This window comes from Pseudomonas fluorescens, from assembly GCF_902497745.1.
GTDB lineage: Bacteria > Pseudomonadota > Gammaproteobacteria > Pseudomonadales > Pseudomonadaceae > Aquipseudomonas > Aquipseudomonas fluorescens_BM.
Map to the genome: position 1 here is coordinate 69293 of NZ_CABVHJ010000022.1, position 16349 is coordinate 85641.

The 16349-nt window shown below is 57.5% G+C and carries 19 protein-coding genes; 7 read left to right on the forward strand and 12 right to left on the reverse strand.

What is annotated here, in order from left to right; genetic code table 11:
- The first annotated feature begins 191 nt into the window (after positions 1 to 191).
- From F8N44_RS26275 to grxD, 3 genes are all read left to right on the forward strand, one after another.
- Complete coding sequence (locus F8N44_RS26275) at positions 192 to 482, forward strand: hypothetical protein (protein ID WP_007916677.1); 291 nt, start codon at positions 192 to 194, stop codon at positions 480 to 482.
- A 134-nt stretch (positions 483 to 616) separates the two neighbouring features.
- Positions 617 to 2722, forward strand: a complete 2106-nt coding sequence (locus F8N44_RS26280) for a molybdopterin oxidoreductase family protein (protein ID WP_150652357.1) — start codon at positions 617 to 619, stop codon at positions 2720 to 2722.
- Positions 2723 to 2819: 97 nt separating this feature from the next.
- Entirely contained in the window at positions 2820 to 3161 is a 342-nt protein-coding gene (gene grxD / locus F8N44_RS26285; protein ID WP_008079424.1) for a Grx4 family monothiol glutaredoxin, read from the forward strand.
- 184 nt (positions 3162 to 3345) lie between these two features.
- On the opposite strand, the gene bfr is transcribed toward grxD, so the two are convergent.
- Both bfr and F8N44_RS26295 read right to left on the reverse strand, forming a co-directional pair.
- Entirely contained in the window at positions 3346 to 3819 is a 474-nt protein-coding gene (gene bfr / locus F8N44_RS26290; protein ID WP_007916671.1) for a bacterioferritin, read from the reverse strand.
- A 201-nt stretch (positions 3820 to 4020) separates the two neighbouring features.
- Positions 4021 to 4239 carry a bacterioferritin-associated ferredoxin gene (locus F8N44_RS26295; protein ID WP_003227725.1) on the reverse strand — a complete coding sequence of 73 codons (219 nt, stop codon included), beginning with the start codon at positions 4237 to 4239 and terminating at the stop codon, positions 4021 to 4023.
- 314 nt (positions 4240 to 4553) lie between these two features.
- Here F8N44_RS26295 and F8N44_RS26300 point away from each other — a divergent pair, with 314 nt between their 5' ends.
- On the forward strand, positions 4554 to 5156 hold the full coding sequence (locus F8N44_RS26300) for a peroxiredoxin (protein WP_003227723.1): 603 nt from the start codon (positions 4554 to 4556) through the stop codon (positions 5154 to 5156).
- Between the two features lie 77 nt (positions 5157 to 5233).
- Here F8N44_RS26300 and rnt read toward each other — a convergent pair whose 3' ends face one another.
- Both rnt and pyrC read right to left on the reverse strand, forming a co-directional pair.
- Positions 5234 to 5911 (reverse strand): ribonuclease T, encoded by a 678-nt coding sequence (rnt, locus tag F8N44_RS26305; protein ID WP_007916667.1) that lies wholly within the window; start codon positions 5909 to 5911, stop codon positions 5234 to 5236.
- Positions 5908 to 6954, reverse strand: a complete 1047-nt coding sequence (pyrC, locus tag F8N44_RS26310; protein ID WP_150652358.1) for a dihydroorotase — start codon at positions 6952 to 6954, stop codon at positions 5908 to 5910. The genes rnt and pyrC overlap by 4 nt, the downstream gene beginning before the upstream one ends.
- Before the next feature lie 160 nt (positions 6955 to 7114).
- Here pyrC and F8N44_RS26315 point away from each other — a divergent pair, with 160 nt between their 5' ends.
- Together F8N44_RS26315 and F8N44_RS26320 are read left to right on the forward strand one after the other, a co-directional pair.
- Positions 7115 to 8026: a flagellar protein MotY gene (locus F8N44_RS26315; RefSeq protein WP_127929598.1), complete on the forward strand. Its 912-nt coding sequence runs from the start codon at positions 7115 to 7117 to the stop codon at positions 8024 to 8026.
- A gap of 129 nt (positions 8027 to 8155) precedes the next feature.
- Positions 8156 to 9373 (forward strand): argininosuccinate synthase, encoded by a 1218-nt coding sequence (locus F8N44_RS26320; protein WP_007916658.1) that lies wholly within the window; start codon positions 8156 to 8158, stop codon positions 9371 to 9373.
- A gap of 133 nt (positions 9374 to 9506) precedes the next feature.
- Here the strand turns inward: F8N44_RS26320 and F8N44_RS26325 are convergent, their stop codons facing one another.
- Entirely contained in the window at positions 9507 to 10223 is a 717-nt protein-coding gene (locus F8N44_RS26325) for a hypothetical protein (RefSeq protein ID WP_150652359.1), read from the reverse strand.
- Between the two features lie 514 nt (positions 10224 to 10737).
- On the opposite strand from F8N44_RS26325, the gene F8N44_RS26330 reads away from it, so the two are divergent.
- Positions 10738 to 11364: a response regulator transcription factor gene (locus F8N44_RS26330; RefSeq protein ID WP_007916656.1), complete on the forward strand. Its 627-nt coding sequence runs from the start codon at positions 10738 to 10740 to the stop codon at positions 11362 to 11364.
- 90 nt (positions 11365 to 11454) lie between these two features.
- Here the strand turns inward: F8N44_RS26330 and F8N44_RS31425 are convergent, their stop codons facing one another.
- The 7 genes from F8N44_RS31425 to F8N44_RS26360 form a co-directional block, all read right to left on the reverse strand.
- Positions 11455 to 11631: a PA3496 family putative envelope integrity protein gene (locus F8N44_RS31425; RefSeq protein ID WP_191630954.1), complete on the reverse strand. Its 177-nt coding sequence runs from the start codon at positions 11629 to 11631 to the stop codon at positions 11455 to 11457.
- Positions 11632 to 11737: 106 nt separating this feature from the next.
- A complete protein-coding gene (gene nth, locus F8N44_RS26335; protein ID WP_150652360.1) occupies positions 11738 to 12376 on the reverse strand; it encodes an endonuclease III in 639 nt (212 codons plus the stop codon).
- Positions 12373 to 12954 carry an Rnf-Nqr domain containing protein gene (locus tag F8N44_RS26340; RefSeq protein ID WP_150652361.1) on the reverse strand — a complete coding sequence of 194 codons (582 nt, stop codon included), beginning with the start codon at positions 12952 to 12954 and terminating at the stop codon, positions 12373 to 12375. The genes nth and F8N44_RS26340 overlap by 4 nt, the downstream gene beginning before the upstream one ends.
- Positions 12951 to 13556, reverse strand: coding sequence for an RnfABCDGE type electron transport complex subunit G (locus F8N44_RS26345; RefSeq protein WP_150652362.1), 606 nt, complete (start codon positions 13554 to 13556; stop codon positions 12951 to 12953). The genes F8N44_RS26340 and F8N44_RS26345 overlap by 4 nt, the downstream gene beginning before the upstream one ends.
- Positions 13553 to 14536 carry an RnfABCDGE type electron transport complex subunit D gene (locus F8N44_RS26350; RefSeq protein WP_150652363.1) on the reverse strand — a complete coding sequence of 328 codons (984 nt, stop codon included), beginning with the start codon at positions 14534 to 14536 and terminating at the stop codon, positions 13553 to 13555. Before F8N44_RS26350 ends, F8N44_RS26345 begins: the two co-directional genes overlap by 4 nt.
- A complete protein-coding gene (gene rsxB, locus F8N44_RS26355; protein ID WP_150652364.1) occupies positions 14523 to 15731 on the reverse strand; it encodes an electron transport complex subunit RsxB in 1209 nt (402 codons plus the stop codon). Before rsxB ends, F8N44_RS26350 begins: the two co-directional genes overlap by 14 nt.
- Complete coding sequence (locus F8N44_RS26360; protein WP_150652365.1) at positions 15728 to 16297, reverse strand: electron transport complex protein RnfA; 570 nt, start codon at positions 16295 to 16297, stop codon at positions 15728 to 15730. The genes rsxB and F8N44_RS26360 overlap by 4 nt, the downstream gene beginning before the upstream one ends.
- Between the last annotated feature and the right edge of the window lie 52 nt (positions 16298 to 16349).

A 16349-nucleotide genomic window follows, 5' to 3' on the forward strand; every position in this document is an offset into this window, starting at 1 on the left:
ACAGCAGCGAGCCTCTTTGTACACTGGCCTCGCAGGGCTTGGCAATGCGGCGTGGCGGGGGATCGGGTCGCTTGGGTCGGTTTACGATCGTGGCGCCATGCCACCACTTGGTCGGATGCTCGAGCTGAAACATTTGCTAAAGCAAAGTGCTGGGTTATAAATAAGTTTCGAGCGACGCAGGAAGCCTCCGCATGGAATCGAAAGAAAAACTGTTAATGGAATTGCTGGGCCACACGGCTCGCTCTCTGACCCATCTCACCGCGTCGGTGACCTCAATGTCGTTCGAACTGCTGCGCAGCGAAGACGAAGTCGTCAAGAGTGCCGGCCGCCACATGATCGATCGCATGGCAACGATTAGCGCCGGGCTCGACGAACACTGGCGATTGATCGGCGAACTCACCGGCGTGCACGTCGCCCACGAGCAGATCGAAACCATCCAGGAAATCCAGCTGGCAGCACCTCCGCAGCTTCCATCGAGTTGAGCGCGGCGGTCTATCGGCGCACCTGATAGGCGCCGATTCACAAGACGAACGTCGCTGGCGCTGCTTCTTCACTCGGGCCATAGTTTTGTTCCCGCGGGTGTCATTACCCGCCCAGAACAAGACAGAGACTGGCCATGACCAAGACTCTCCATCACCGTGCCTGCCACCTGTGTGAAGCCATTTGCGGCCTGACCATCGAGACCACTGAAACCGATGGCCATGTTGCGATCACCTCGATCAAGGGTGATGCGCTGGACACCTTCAGTCGTGGCCATATCTGCCCCAAGGCGGTGGCGCTGCAAGATATCCAGAACGATCCGGATCGCCTGCGCCAGCCGATGCGCCGGGTTGGCAGCGAATGGCTGCCGATCGAGTGGGACGAGGCCTTTGCGCTGGTGGCCGAGCGGCTGGCGGCGATTCAGGAGCGTCATGGGCAGAATGCAGTGGCGGTCTATCAGGGCAATCCGAGCGTGCACAACTACGGGCTGATGACCCATAGCAATTATTTCCTCGGTTTGCTGAAGACGCGCAATCGCTTCTCGGCGACCTCGGTCGATCAGTTGCCGCATCACCTGAGCAGTTACCTGATGTACGGCCATGGCTTGCTGCTGCCGATTCCGGACATCGATCACACCGATTTCATGTTGATCCTCGGTGGTAATCCGCTGGCGTCCAACGGCAGCATTATGACCGTGCCAGATGTTGAGAAACGTTTAAAGGCAATCCAGGCGCGCGGCGGTAAAGTCGTTGTGGTTGATCCACGACGCAGTGAGACGGCGGCGATGGCTGATCAGCATCTGTTCGTGCGTCCGGGGGGGGATGCCGCGTTGTTGTTTGGTGTGCTTAATACGCTCTTCAGTGAAGGCCTGACCCGTGACAGTCACTTGCCGGTCGATGGGCTGGAGGAGGTGCGCGGGGCGGTAGCGTCATTCACCGCTGAGGCCATGAGCCCGTTGTGTGCCGTGCCTGCCGGACAGATCCGTCAACTGGCCCGCGACTTCGCTGCCGCACCGAGTGCGGTTTGCTACGGCCGCATGGGGGTTTCAACCCAGGCCTTTGGCACGCTGTGCCACTGGGTGGTGCAGTTGATCAACCTGGTCAGCGGCAATCTCGACCGGGTAGGTGGCGCGTTGTGCACCGAGCCCGCAGTGGACTTGGTGGCATCGACCTCGGGCGGGCATTTCAACAAATGGCAAAGCCGTGTCTCGGGTCGTCCTGAATACGGCGGAGAGTTGCCGGTCTCGGCGCTGGCCGAAGAAATGCTCACCGAAGGCGAGGGTCAGATCCGTGCGCTGATCACTGTGGCCGGCAATCCGGTGTTGTCGACGCCGAACGGGCGGCAACTGGAGCAAGCGCTGGACGGCCTGGAGTTCATGGTCAGCATCGACCTGTATATCAACGAAACCACGCGCTACGCCGACTTGATCCTGCCGTCGACCTCGGCGCTGGAGAATGATCACTACGACACCACCTTCAATCTGTTCGCGGTACGTAACGTGACTCGCTTCAATCGTGCAATTCTCGCCAAGCCCGAAGGCGCGCTGCATGACTGGGAGATTTTTGTTGGCCTGGCCAAGGCCTTTGCCGAGAAGACCGGTAAAGAGCTGAAGCCGACCATGCCGCCATCGAAGATGATCGACATGGGGCTGCGCATGGGCCTGTACGGTGATGCCTCTGAGCAGAAACTCTCGGTGGCGACGCTGTTCGATCATCCCCACGGGATCGATCTGGGTGCGCTGAAAGCGAATCTGGCCTCGCGCCTGAAAACACCGAACCAGCGTGTGCAGGCCGCGCCGCCAGAGATCCTCGCCGACCTCGCACGTTTTGCCGCGTTGCAGGCACCCGCTGCAGATGAACTGTTGATGATTGGCCGTCGCCACGTACGCAGCAACAATTCGTGGATGCACAACTATCACCGTCTGGTGAAGGGCAAGCCACGTCATCAGTTACTGATGCATCCGGACGATCTCGCCAGCCGTGGGCTCCACGATGGTCAATGGGTGCGCGTCAGTTCGCGGGTTGGGCAAATCGAAGTCGAAGTGCTTGGCAGCCTCGACATGATGAAAGGTGTGGTCAGCCTGCCGCATGGCTGGGGTCATGCAAGGCCAGGCGTGCAGATGGCGATTGCCAGTAGTCAGCCGGGCTCGAGCGCGAACGACCTGACTGATGAATGTCAGCTCGACGAGTTGTCCGGCAATGCGGTGTTGAATGGCGTGCCGGTGACGGTGGCGGCGGCTTGAGCATGACTGTCGGGGAGACCGAGCATGGCGCTCGGGATTCCGTTACAATGCGTCACCGTGCCGACCCATGAGTCGGAAAGTTCAGCCGAGGTGCTCCATGGATATCATCGAAACGATTAAAGAGCAGATTGCCAACAACACCATTCTGCTTTACATGAAAGGCTCGCCGAATGCCCCGCAGTGTGGCTTCTCCGCGAAAGCTGCGCAGGCTGTCATGGCTTGCGGCGAAAAGTTTGCGTACGTGGACATCCTGCAGAACCCGGAAATCCGCGCCAACCTGCCTAAATACGCCAACTGGCCGACTTTCCCGCAACTGTGGGTCGGCGGTGAGCTGGTCGGCGGTAGCGACATCATGACCGAGATGGCTGCAGACGGTTCGCTGCAAAGCACCATCAAGTCGGCTGTTGAAGCTGCAGCGGCGAACAAGTCCGAAGCCTGATCAGCCAGGTTTCATGCGATAGCTGCTGGTGTAGGAGCTGTCGAGTGAAACGAGGCTGCGATCTTCTGATCTTCAGCCAATAAAAAGCCCCGCCACTCGAAAGAGGGCGGGGCTTTTTAGTGCGTTCGAAACGTTACTGCAAGTTGCCGGTGCAATCTGAAAAGATCGCAGCCTTCGGCAGATCCTACTCTTCGCCCATCTGCGATTGCAGATAGTTCTCAAGACCGACTTTATCGATCAGGCCCAGTTGGGTTTCCAGCCAGTCGATATGTTCTTCTTCGGATTCGAGAATGTCTTCAAGCAGTTCACGGCTACCGAAGTCACCGACGGTCTCGCAATGCGCGATCGCGGTCTTCAGGTCAGCGTGACCGGTCTTCTCGATACGCAGGTCGCACTCCAGCATTTCCTTGGTGTGCTCGCCGATGTGCAGCTTGCCCAGATCCTGCACGTTCGGCAGGCCCTCGAGGAACAGGATGCGCTTGATCAGCTTGTCCGCGTGCTTCATCTCGTCGATGGATTCTTTGTATTCGTGCTTGCCGAGCTTGTTCAGACCCCAATCTTCATACATGCGCGCATGCAGGAAATACTGATTGATCGCGACCAGCTCATTGGCAAGGATCTTGTTGAGATGCTGGATGACTGTAATGTCGCCTTTCATGATCGGAGTCCTGCCCTGTATTAGCTGTATATACGGCAGAGTTTGAGCTTCGTACTTATAAGTGTCAAACCTAAGTTATTGAATAATATATGAAAATTAATCGGAATAAGAATGTTTGTGTTCCGCGTCTGTAGCCTAAGCAATTGATTTACAGGCATAAAAAAACCGGACATAAGTCCGGTTCTTTGAAATGTGGTGTTATTACGCGGCAGTAAATTCTACCGGATAGGGGATCGCGGCCTGGGCGGTTTGCAGCTTGGTCAGGGTTTCGCGAACGACTTCCTTGGCAAGGCAGGCACATTTGCCGCATTGGCTGGCGACGCCGGTGGCCTGGCGAACTTCTTTATAGCTGCAGCAACCTTCATAGATCGCTTCGCGGATCTGTCCGTCGGTGACGCCAGTGCAGAGACAAACATACATAAGTGAGAACCGTCGCTGGTTGTGACTCAATTGCGATGGATCTTAATGTTAACGAGAATGATTGTCAAAGTGCTTTCGGAACGCTTCAGCCGATTAACAGCCATGACTGACGAACGGTATTTACTGGCGATTTGCCTGGCCCCGTAAATGCAGCGCCGTTCTGCGCCTGCTTTAAAAAACCGTTAAGGACAGGCCAAATTCGCAGTGTATGATGGTCGGCCCTTGCGAAGGGGGTTCGTGTCACAGGGCTGTCGCCTGAGGGTGGCAGGCTGGCGCGAACCCTGAACTTCAAGTTTTTACACCAGGAGATATCAATGAGCGTACTCGTAGGCAAACAAGCCCCTGACTTCACCGTCCCGGCCGTACTCGGCAATGGCGAGATCGTTGACAGCTTCACCCTGTCCTCGGCCATCAAAGGCAAATACGGCCTGGTGTTCTTCTACCCACTGGACTTCACCTTCGTCTGCCCGTCCGAGCTGATCGCTCTGGACAACCGCATGGCTGACTTCAAGGCACGCAACGTTGAAGTGATCGCTGTGTCGATCGACTCGCACTTCACTCACAACGCATGGCGCAACACTCCAGTGAACAATGGCGGCATCGGCCAGGTGAAATACACCATGGCTGCCGACATGAAGCACGACATCGCTAAAGCCTACGACGTTGAGTCGGAAGGTGGCGTAGCGTTCCGTGGCGCGTTCCTGATCGACGACAAAGGCGTTGTCCGCTCGCAGATCATCAACGACCTGCCGCTGGGCCGTAACATGGAAGAGCTGATCCGTCTGGTCGACGCTCTGCAATTCCACGAAGAGCACGGTGAAGTCTGCCCTGCCAACTGGAAAAAAGGCGACAAAGGCATGAACGCTTCGCCAGAAGGCGTTGCTGCATACCTGACCGAGAACGCTGCTGCCCTGTAAGGCGCAATGTCGAGGTACAAAAAAACCGGCCCACGTGGCCGGTTTTTTATGCGCGGGATTTACCCGACGACCATCGATCAGTCGTCGAAATCTTCCCAGCCGCCCATCTGTTTCCAGCGGTTGACGATGCCACAGAACAGCTCAGCGGTTTTCTCGGTGTCGTAACGCGCCGAGTGCGCCTCACGGCCGTCGAAATCGATGTCGGCAGCCTGGCAGGCTTTAGCCAGCACGGTTTGACCGTAGGCCAGACCAGCCAGCGTCGCGGTGTCGAAGCTGGAGAACGGGTGGAACGGGTTGCGTTTCATGTCCAGACGCGCAACGGCCGCGTTGAGGAAGCCAAGATCGAAGCTGCTGTTGTGGCCAACCAGAATCGCGCGTTTGCAGCCATTGGCCTTCAACGCTTTGCGAATGCCACGGAAGATGTCGGTCAGTGCGGTTTCTTCGCTGACCGCCATGCGCAGCGGGTGATCGAGCTTGATCCCGGTGAACTCCAGAGCCGCTGCTTCGATGTTGGCGCCTTCGAACGGCTCAACGCGGAAGAAGTAGGTGTGATCGGGGTAAACAAAACCCTTTTCATCCATGGCGATGGTGGTCGCGGCAATCTCCAGCAACGCATCGGTGGCCGAGTTGAAGCCACCGGTTTCTACGTCGACGACTACCGGCAGGTAGCCGCGAAAGCGTGCTGCCATTGGGTGACGGGAACCGCCACCACCACTTTGACCGTCCAGTTCGTCGTCGAAATGGTCTTCACTCACGCGTGTTCCTCCAGCAGGCGCCAGCGCAGTTTTTCACCGGCGCGCAGCGGGATAACGGTCAGCTCGCCAAACGGCAGGCTGGTCGGGGCGGTCCATTCTTCACGAACCAGGGTGATGCGATCGGTGTTCACCGGCAGGCCGTAGAAACGCGGGCCGTTGAGGCTGGCGAAGGCTTCGAGCTTGTCCAGCGCGTTACGCTGTTCGAAGGCTTCGGCGTACATCTCGATGGCGGCGTACGCGGTGTAGCAACCGGCGCAACCGCAGGCGGCTTCCTTGGCGTGCTGGGCGTGCGGCGCCGAGTCGGTGCCGAGGAAGAACTTCGCGCTGCCACTGGTGGCGGCGTCGAGCAGGGCTTCCTGATGCGTGTTGCGCTTGAGGATCGGCAGGCAATAGAAATGCGGCCGAATCCCGCCGACCAGCATGTGGTTGCGGTTGTAGAGCAGGTGGTGCGCGGTGATGGTCGCGCCAACGTTGGCCGGAGCCTCATTGACGAACTGCACAGCGTCGCCGGTGGTGATGTGTTCAAACACCACTTTCAGTGTCGGGAAACGCTCGACCACACGGCGCATGTGCTCATCGATAAAGATCTTTTCGCGGTCGAACACATCGACGTCGCCACGGGTGACTTCACCGTGGATCAGCAGCGGCATGCCGACTTCGGCCATGGCTTCCAGCGCCGGGAAAATCTTGTCGATGCTGGTTACCCCGGAGTCGGAGTTGGTGGTCGCGCCAGCCGGGTACAGCTTGGCGGCGTGCACAAAACCGCTGGCCTTGGCCTCACGAATTTCTTCGGGCTGGGTGCGGTCGGTGAGGTACAGCACCATCAGCGGCTCGAAGCGACTGCCGGCCGGGCGGGCAGCAAGAATCCGCTGGCGATAGCCGTCGGCTTCAGCGGCGTTGCGCACCGGAGGTACCAGGTTGGGCATGATGATGGCGCGGCCAAAGGTGCGCGCAACATCGGCAACGGTATTGGTCAACACGGCACCATCGCGAAGATGAATGTGCCAGTCGTCGGGACGCAGCAGGGTCAGGCGGTCGGACATGAGGGGATTCCAGGCGGGTCAAACTGAGGCGAATGCTACCGGAAAAGACTCTTGCAGGCACTCGCTATCAAGTTTTGCCGGAACCTTCCGATATCCCGTAGGTATGCCGTAAACATAGTGTGAATCGGTCTTTGTGTTTCAGAAGCCAATGGAGCCTCCCGTGCGCCAGCGTTATTTAGCCTTGCTCAGTGTGTTTGCCAGCCTTCCCGCGATGGCGCTCACGTACCAGACCCGTCTGGAGAACATTGAGTGGACGGTCGCCGGGGACAAGTTCGAATGTCGTCTGACCCAGCCGATCACTGATTTCGGCTCGGGTGAGTTCGTGCGCAAGGCCGGTGAGCAGGCGATATTTCGTCTGAATGCCTACAACGCCATGCTTGGCGGCGGTTCAGCGACCTTGCTCGCGGCGGCGGCGCCTTGGCAGCCGGGCCGTGGCGACATCAACCTGGGCAGCGTCAGGCTCGGCAGCGGCAACGTGTTGTTCAACAGCTCGCAGTCTCAGGCCGGTGGTCTGATCAGTGGCCTGCTGGACGGCCGTAGCCCGGTTGTACGCCGTGCCTCGGGCGATGGCCGCGTCTCGGAAGTTCGCTTGTTGCCGGTCAAATTCAGCAAAGCCTTCAACGATTACCAGACGTGTGTGGCGAAATTGCTGCCGCAGAATTTTGACCAGATCAAACAGTCGCAGATCGGCTTCCCCGGCGAGGGCGTTGACCTGGACGCCGCCGCCAAGGCCAGGCTGCAAGTAATGCTCGAATTCATGAAGGCCGATCCGACGGTCAATCACATCGAGCTCGACGGCCATTCCGATAACAGCGGCAATCGCCTGACCAACCGCGAACTGTCGCGCCGCCGCGCGCTGGCGGTCGTCGACTTCTTCAAGGCCAATGGTATTCAGGAATCGCAGATCACCGTGCGTTTCCACGGCGAGCAATATCCCATTGTGCCGAACACCAATGCAGCCAATCGCGCGAAGAACCGTAGGGTCAATGTAAAACTGGCGCGCGTGGCGCCGGTCAGCCCCGCACCTGCGCCTCAAGCGAGCACGCCCGCCAGCACTGCAGCGACTTCCTGACCCGCCGGTCATCGTCGCGCTCTCGACAGATTCTGTCGCTTTGTCGTCTTAAGCTGTCGCGCCTCTGTAAATTATCGCGTTTGAGCGGTAGACTCCTCGGCTTTCCGTAGAACCCCGTGGAGTGATGGCATGGCGGACGTAAACAAGGTCGTTCTGGCGTATTCCGGCGGCCTGGACACTTCGGTGATCCTCAAGTGGCTGCAGGATACTTATAACTGTGAAGTGGTGACCTTCACCGCTGATCTCGGTCAAGGCGAAGAGGTCGAGCCGGCCCGCGCCAAGGCTCAGGCCATGGGCGTCAAAGAAATCTACATCGACGATCTGCGCGAAGAGTTCGTGCGTGATTTCGTGTTCCCGATGTTCCGCGCCAACACCGTTTACGAAGGCGAGTACCTGCTGGGTACTTCCATCGCACGTCCGCTGATCGCCAAACGTCTGATCGAAATCGCCAACGAAACCGGCGCTGACGCCATTTCCCATGGCGCCACCGGCAAGGGCAACGACCAGGTGCGCTTCGAACTGGGTGCCTACGCACTCAAGCCAGGTGTAAAAGTGATTGCCCCTTGGCGCGAGTGGGATCTGCTGTCCCGCGAGAAGCTGATGGACTACGCCGAGAAGCACGCGATCCCGATCGAGCGTCACGGCAAGAAGAAGTCCCCGTACTCGATGGACGCCAACCTGCTGCACATCTCCTATGAAGGCGGCGTGCTGGAAGACACCTGGACCGAGCACGAAGAAGACATGTGGAAATGGACCGTCTCCCCGGAGAACGCTCCTGATAAAGCGCAATACCTGGAACTGACCTACCGCAACGGCGACATCGTTGCACTGGACGGCGTCGAAATGACTCCGGCCACCGTGCTGGCGACGCTGAACAAAATCGGTGGTGCCCACGGTATCGGCCGTCTCGACATCGTCGAGAACCGTTACGTCGGCATGAAGTCCCGTGGTTGCTACGAAACCCCGGGCGGTACCATCATGCTGCGCGCTCACCGCGCCATCGAATCGATCACCCTGGACCGCGAAGTCGCTCACCTCAAAGACGAGCTGATGCCGAAATACGCCAGCCTGATCTACACCGGTTACTGGTGGAGCCCTGAGCGTCTGATGCTGCAGCAAATGATCGACGCTTCGCAGGTCAACGTGAACGGCGTTGTGCGCCTGAAGTTGTACAAAGGCAACGTGATCGTCACTGGCCGCAAGTCCGACGATTCGCTGTTCGATTCCAACATCGCGACCTTCGAAGAAGACGGCGGTGCTTACAACCAGGCCGATGCGGCGGGCTTCATCAAGCTCAACGCGCTGCGCATGCGCATTGCTGCCAACAAGGGCCGCAAGCTGTTCTAAGTGTTACAGACTGACGCGCAATGAAAAGGGCGGCCTTGTCATCGAGACAAGGTCGCCCTTTTTGCATGATTCTTTGTCTGGATCTGATCAATCCATGTTTCTGGCCTTCGCGCTTGTCGCCAAGACTCATCGTTCATGTCCGTGCCATCAGCGTCACTGCTTGTGAACACAGGTTATAGACGATACAGAGCGTCTTGCCTGAGCCCTTTTTTACCTGCTTGCTTTGCTGCAGTGCGTTTTTCGTCAGTAAAACATCCGACACGTGATTGGAAAGGAAAACGACTACCCTGGCAGTTTTCCTGTCGAGGTTTCGGATTTTTTCCAGAATCGTGGCCAACTCCCTCGCTTCATCGACATCCCTCGCATCAATGAGGTGCAGGTTACAGACCCATGCAGGTAACTGAATGTTGTGCTGAACAATCAGGTTCGGCTTTGTGTTGATGTCCGACGGTGGGTCAGGTGCGTTGTGGATTTTGCACGAGTCTTGCCGTTCGACAGTGCCTGACTCACTTGGCACGATACAACTTGATAGTCCAAATGCACCTTGCATGGCAGGCTCCTGGGGCGAGGCGTGTCGTTTGTTTTCGCGATCATTGTTATCGATTACTTTTAGAAAGTTTTTGTCCTTGCCGAAGTCGGAGGGTGAGTAGAGGGAGCGGTAGTTGAAGTTTAGTGTGATAAAGAAAAGAAATAACAAGTAAAACGGAAAGCTGATCAAAAACCACACGTATATTTCCCGGTCCTTGTTATCAAGAAACGGTAATGAGACCGCGGCTGATGTTTCCGAAATGGCGGCAAATATGGCAATGACTGTCATTGGATTGGTAATTCTGCTTTTTATTTTCAACATGCTTTGGCTCTTCTGTCTGGTCTTTCTCATAGTTGATGTATTGGTAGGTGTGAGTTGTTGTTTGGTAGTTGTTTTCCGAGATGTTTATTTTTATAGCAAAAACAATGGAGCAGGTATAAATATCTTGTTTCAGGTGTTTATATTCTGGCTTGAAGGGCGTGTTGCTCTCGAGCTGATATTGCTTGATGTTTCTAATTTGAATCAGTGTCGCTTGCGTCCGTCGGGTCGAGGCTGTTCAGCGCGGCTCAGGTGTTATCGAACGCAGCGACGAGCTCCGATTTCAGTTCTGCTGGAAGTAACCTGTAACAATGTAAATGGACAGATATTGCCAAGTGCGAAGGAGGCGATGACGTCGGATTTTTAGAGCGGTAGCGATTTTTTGTAGGATAAGTCCGCAATGACTGTAGGGCATGTCTTTCGATGCAAGTGCATGATTATCCCGGCATGCCATAGAGCAAGTGGCTGGGCTATTGTGCGTGTTCTAAAAATTCGAACAGCGAAACTGGACTTGCCCATGAATAAAGTGCTGATCGTGGATGATCACCCTGTCATTCGTCTTGCGGTGCGTATGCTAATGGAGCGTCATGGCTACGAAGTCATCGCAGAGACTGATAACGGTGTGGATGCGTTACAACTGGCTCGAGAACAAATGCCGGATATTGTTATTCTGGATATTGGAATACCGAAACTTGATGGTCTGGAAGTTATTGCGCGCCTGACTTCGACGGCCATGCCTATTAAAGTCCTGGTATTGACTTCACAGGCCCCCGGGCATTTTTCAATGCGCTGCATGCAGTCGGGGGCTGCCGGCTATGTCTGTAAACAGCAAGACCTGACCGAATTGCTCAGTGCGATCAAGGCGGTATTGTCAGGCTACAGTTATTTCCCCAATCAGGCTTTGCATACGGTGCGAACCAGTTTGGGCAATGCCAGTGAGGCCGACATGGTAGATCGGCTGTCCGGTCGGGAAATGATGGTGTTGCAGCAGTTGGCACGGGGAAAGACCAACAAGGAAATCGCCGATGGCATGTTTTTGAGCAACAAGACCGTGAGCACCTACAAGACACGCTTGTTGTTGAAGCTTAATGCACGCTCCCTGGTTGACCTTATCGAGTTGGCGCAACGCAATGGTCTGGTCTGAATGCCTGTAGTAGCTGACAGGGTCATGGGCCGATCGAATCCAGCTAGCTGCAGAAAGTAAAAAGCCTCCGGTTCAGGAGGCTTTCAAATATCAGTCATCAAAATCGTATTCGGCCAATTGCTTTTGCAGTCGGCGCTCCTCGAGCAGGTTATCGATGGTGCGGCGCTTGCTCAGGTTGGTCTTGGCGACCTCGACCACAGGTTCGGCGTCATCAGTTTCTGCAGCGATATCGTCATCTACATCCAGTGGCTCTTTGTCGCTACTCATAAGCTGACTCCCGGCTAAGAATGCCTTTGGCGCTCCTTATATCGATATTCCTGCGGCGGGTAAAAAAGATTTTTTCAATCGATTTATCAATTATTCCAATAGCCGGTCAATCGTCCGAGGTTTTGTCTTTGTACTCGCACAAGTCCTCGATCCGGCAACTGCCACAACGCGGCTTGCGGGCCAGACACACATAGCGACCGTGAAGAATCAGCCAGTGATGAGAGTCGAGCAGGAATTCCTTGGGCACAAACTTCATCAGCTTCTTTTCCACTTCAACCACATTTTTACCCGGTGCAATGCCGGTGCGGTTGCTGACCCGGAAGATGTGGGTGTCGACGGCCATGGTCAGTTGCCGGAAAGCCGTGTTGAGTACGACGTTGGCGGTCTTGCGGCCCACTCCCGGCAAGGCTTCGAGTTCTTCACGGGTTTGCGGGACCTCGCTGCCATGGCGTTCAACCAGCAAACGGCAGGTTTCGATGACGTTCCTGGCCTTGCTGTTGTAGAGACCGATCGTCTTGATGTATTCGGATAGACCTTCGATACCCAACGCGTGGATCGCTGCCGGCGTATTGGCAACCGGGAACAGCTTCGCCGTGGCCTTGTTGACGCCTACGTCAGTCGACTGCGCCGAAAGAATCACGGCGATCAACAGCTCGAACGGCGAGGAGTAGGCCAGTTCGGTCTTTGGCTCCGGATTGTCTTCGTGCAGGCGACGGAAAATCTCCAGACGTTTTGCAGCATTCATGGACGATGGTTTTCCTTGGAAATTGAGTTCGGGCGAATCAACGCCTGGCGCGCCGCCAGCAGCAGCGCCAACAGAATAAAAGCACCGGGGATCAAGGTGATCAGGTGCAGCCCTTCGCTAAACAGAACAAGACCTGGCCAGGATTCGGACAGCCCCCGGCCGAGACTACCGTGGCCGGTGAGTTCACGCAGCCCTGCAAGTACCAGCATGAGTCCACCGAACGTCGCGCAGAGTTTGAAGCGTTCGGCCAGTGATTGATGCCAGAAACCATTGTGTTCCAGAACCACGCATTGCAAGGCGATCAGGCCGGCATACAGGCCGAATGCTAGCTGCCAGGGCAGAAACCAACGCTGTGCCAGAAGATCTGCGCAACTGGTGAAAGTCGCGGCGAGCAACAGGCTGGCCAGTAATGCGCTTGTACCACTGAGCCTCGATCGCAAAGCCGGCATGCACAGGCCATACAGACCCACCACTGTGGCGAACATCAACAATGTTCCCAGTGCGCCTGCCAAGGAGTCGCTGGTGCCAAGCAGCAGTGTCAGCATCAAAGCATTCGAAAGGGTTGCCGAGCGGTTCATGTTCCGCTCCCCAGCAGTGCCGCCCGATGAGCATCGAAGTAGCGCAGCGCATCGTGGATCGTGCTGATGGCGGCGCGAGAGGTGATGGTCGCACCGGCCATCTGATCAAATTGGCCTTGATCCTTTTTCAACGCCCAGCCTGCATCGCTCGGATCATTGCTCAATTTGCCGATAAACGTCTGCAGCCAGGCGTTCGGCCAGTCTCCCAGATGCCCGCCGAGTGCTGGCGTTTCGGTTTGTTGGAGAGTTTTGACGCCCAGCAATTTGCCGTTGGCATCGATTGCAATCAACAGTTCGATGGCACCCGCATAACCCCGGGTCTGGCTACGCAGCAGAATCGCTACGGTCTGGCCGCCTCGGGTCACGCGATAACCGCCGGTCAAGGTGCTGTGGTTCAAGGCTGTGTCTGCCAAGGCCAAAGGCTGTTCCAGCGGTTGATTGTCGTAGGCCTCGAGCGGGAGCAGGTCGAGCAGTTTGCGGCTTTCGATCAAGCGCTGTTCGGCGGCTATCTGCGGTGCGTTAATGCGCTGTAAGACGTAGGTCGCACCGATGCCGATGAGCACCAACATCAACACGATTAGCGCGCTGCCCGTGCGGTTCATGGATTCACCTGTGACTGGCGGCCAGCGGCAAATCGCTCCAGCGCCGGCACGCAAAGGTTCATCAGCAGCACCGCAAACGCCACGCCATCCGGGTATCCGCCCCAGGTGCGAATCAAATAAGTCAGCAGCCCGACGCCGACACCGAACAGCAGACGGGCGAGCGCGGTTTTCGCGCCGGAGACCGGTTCAGTGATGATGAAGAACGCGCCGAGCATTGTTGCGCCGCTGAGCAGATGAAACAGCGGCGATCCATGCGAGTTCGACCCTGAACCATTCCAGCACAGCAGGCTGACGACAAGCAGGCTGGCAAGCATGCCCACTGGAGCGTGCCAGGCAAAGACCTGGCGTTGCAGCAAAAACAGCCCGCCGGCAAGAAACGCCAGATTCACCCACTCCACACCGTGTCCGCCAAAGCGGCCGAAGGCCGGGTCGCTGGCGAACAACTCGTCCATGGTCAGGCTTTTGTTGATGCGCAGGCTGTCTAGTACGGTGGCCTGTGCCCAGGCGTCCGGCGCCTGACCAGCGCCAAATACCTGTTGAAACGTTGCTGTCAGATCCAGGCCGTGGGCCGGCCAATGGGTCATCGGCTGCGGGAACATCACCATGGCCAGGGCGAAGCCGAGCATTGCCGGGTTGAACGGATTTTTTCCGACGCCGCCGTACACGTGCTTGCCGAACAGCAAGCCTGAAGCAATGGCCGTCACCGTCAGCCACCAGGGGCAGTAGGGCGGCAGGGCGGCAGCCAGCAACGTCGCGCTGACCAGCGCACTGCCGTCGCTCAATGTCGGTTGCAAAGGTTGTCGACGCAGGCGAAGGACCGCCGCCTCGACCATCAGCGCAGTGACGATCGCCAGCAGCAGATTGATCAACACGCCCCAACCGTAAAACCAGAACAACGCCAACAGCCCCGGCAACGTCGCCAGCAATACCAGCTTCATCGCCTGTTGCAGGCGACTGTCCGGCGTTTCAAGGGGCGACATGGTCTTGCACCTGGCGCTCGGCGTCTTGCAGGCGGGCGCGGGCCTTGTCGAGCATTTCAGTGGGGGTACCGGCGCGCCGTTCGAGTTTATTGAGGTCCGCGCGGGCGTAGGCCAATTCGGTTTTCAACTGGCGAAGCTGGCTGTCGATCGGGCGCTTTTCGACCCGCACCAAGTCAGGCAATGGCTGATCGCTGGTGGCTTCGGCAGCGTGCAGGGCCTGCTCTGCGTCGCGCAACGCTTGTTCCAGCGCGGCGATCTGTTCGGGCGCCGCTTCGGCGCTTTGTGCTTTTTTCAGTTCGGCGCGGCGCATGGCCAACTGGATCTTCGCCCGTTTCAGATCGGCGTCTTTGGCGGGGGCGGGCACTGTGGGCGCTGGCGTTGCACTGCTTTCAAGTTTCGCCAAGGCCAGTTCTGCCGCTTCGAACTGCTGCTGCAACACGATCAGTTGCGTCTGCTGCTCGAATGTCGGCGGATGGCCGAAGGCTTTCAATGATTTGTGCAATTGCGCACGGCTCATCGCCACATCGATCTTGGCTTTCTTCAGAGCCGCATCCACAGTCGCCGCTTTCTGCGCGCGCACCCGCTCCAGCGCTGCCTGGACCGGATCGGTTGCGACCACTTCAGGTTGCGCCGCCCGTTTCACCCGCGCTTCTCGCTCCGCCTGTTTCTGCTGTTCTTCGCGTTGCAGACGCTGATTGCGTCGTTCGAAGCGTTGACGTGCATGATCACGTTTGGCAGCGCGGGCGCGTTGCTCTTCGAGACTAAAAGCCAGGCCGCCGACCACCGGCAATGTGCCGAGCGGCAGCGGGTGCATTTCAATGCAATCCACCGGGCACGGCGCGACACACAGGTCACAACCGGTGCATTCATCGATGATCACGGTGTGCATCAGTTTCGCCGCGCCGACAATCGCGTCGATCGGGCAGGCCTGGATGCACTTGGTGCAGCCAATGCACTCGGCTTCGCGGATGTATGCCACTTGCGGCGGCGCCGAACCGCGACTGATGTCCAGTTCCAGCACCGGCACTTTCAGCAGTTCAGCCAGTGCGGAGATGGTTTCGTCACCGCCCGGCGGGCACTTGTTGATCGGCTCGCCCTCGGCGATGCCTTGTGCATAGGGCTTGCATCCGGGATGGCCGCACTTTCCGCATTGGGTCTGCGGCAGGAGGGCATCGATGCGTTGAATCAGACTCATGTTTTGATCAGTCCACTGAATCCGAGAAAAATCACTGCGATCAAACCGGCGCTGATCAGGTCGATCGGCAAGCCGCGAAAGGGCAGGGGAATATCGTTGTCGGCCGTGCGTTCGCGTAAATCGCTGAACAGGCTCAGCACCAGCCAGAAGCCCAGCCCGGCACCGAGGCTCAGCGCTGTCGCCTGCAGCAGACCGCGATCGTTTTGCGCGTTGATCAGCGTCAGCCCGAGAACACCGGCGTTACCGAGTAACAAAGGCCACAAACCGTCGAAGGGCAGATTCGGCAACCCGCGCGCCAACAGTTTCAGCAGTGGCGCGATCAGCAAAACGCTCAACGGCAGAAACACGAACAACCGCAGGGCTTCAAGGTGAAGCGGCACCAGCAACCCATGCCAGATCACGTAACCGACCACACCGACGACCAGCATCATGCAAAGCGTCGCTGACCCCAGCGCGTGCACTTGACGACGATTGCCTGCCAAGAGCGGATCGACGCCCAGCGGCCAGTGCAACACGAAGTTGTTGAGCAGCGCAGCACTGACAAGCGTAAGCACGAGTTCGGTCATGGTTCTGTCGGCGAAACGGGCAGATGTCTCATAAGGTTAGGCAGTATCCGCC

Excerpts from the sequence above, each read along its gene's own strand:
- F8N44_RS26275 (WP_007916677.1), top strand. The coding sequence starts at position 192 with ATGGAATCGAAAGAAAAACTGTTAATGGAATTGCTGGGCCACACGGCT.
- F8N44_RS26280 (WP_150652357.1), top strand. The coding sequence starts at position 617 with ATGACCAAGACTCTCCATCACCGTGCCTGCCACCTGTGTGAAGCCATT.
- grxD (WP_008079424.1), top strand. The coding sequence starts at position 2,820 with ATGGATATCATCGAAACGATTAAAGAGCAGATTGCCAACAACACCATT.
- bfr (WP_007916671.1), bottom strand. The coding sequence starts at position 3,819 with ATGAAAGGCGACATTACAGTCATCCAGCATCTCAACAAGATCCTTGCC.
- F8N44_RS26295 (WP_003227725.1), bottom strand. The coding sequence starts at position 4,239 with ATGTATGTTTGTCTCTGCACTGGCGTCACCGACGGACAGATCCGCGAA.
- F8N44_RS26300 (WP_003227723.1), top strand. The coding sequence starts at position 4,554 with ATGAGCGTACTCGTAGGCAAACAAGCCCCTGACTTCACCGTCCCGGCC.
- pyrC (WP_150652358.1), bottom strand. The coding sequence starts at position 6,954 with ATGTCCGACCGCCTGACCCTGCTGCGTCCCGACGACTGGCACATTCAT.
- F8N44_RS26320 (WP_007916658.1), top strand. The coding sequence starts at position 8,156 with ATGGCGGACGTAAACAAGGTCGTTCTGGCGTATTCCGGCGGCCTGGAC.
- F8N44_RS26325 (WP_150652359.1), bottom strand. The coding sequence starts at position 10,223 with ATGTTGAAAATAAAAAGCAGAATTACCAATCCAATGACAGTCATTGCC.
- F8N44_RS26330 (WP_007916656.1), top strand. The coding sequence starts at position 10,738 with ATGAATAAAGTGCTGATCGTGGATGATCACCCTGTCATTCGTCTTGCG.
- F8N44_RS31425 (WP_191630954.1), bottom strand. The coding sequence starts at position 11,631 with ATGAGTAGCGACAAAGAGCCACTGGATGTAGATGACGATATCGCTGCA.
- nth (WP_150652360.1), bottom strand. The coding sequence starts at position 12,376 with ATGAATGCTGCAAAACGTCTGGAGATTTTCCGTCGCCTGCACGAAGAC.
- F8N44_RS26340 (WP_150652361.1), bottom strand. The coding sequence starts at position 12,954 with ATGAACCGCTCGGCAACCCTTTCGAATGCTTTGATGCTGACACTGCTG.
- F8N44_RS26345 (WP_150652362.1), bottom strand. The coding sequence starts at position 13,556 with ATGAACCGCACGGGCAGCGCGCTAATCGTGTTGATGTTGGTGCTCATC.
- F8N44_RS26350 (WP_150652363.1), bottom strand. The coding sequence starts at position 14,536 with ATGTCGCCCCTTGAAACGCCGGACAGTCGCCTGCAACAGGCGATGAAG.
- rsxB (WP_150652364.1), bottom strand. The coding sequence starts at position 15,731 with ATGAGTCTGATTCAACGCATCGATGCCCTCCTGCCGCAGACCCAATGC.
- F8N44_RS26360 (WP_150652365.1), bottom strand. The coding sequence starts at position 16,297 with ATGACCGAACTCGTGCTTACGCTTGTCAGTGCTGCGCTGCTCAACAAC.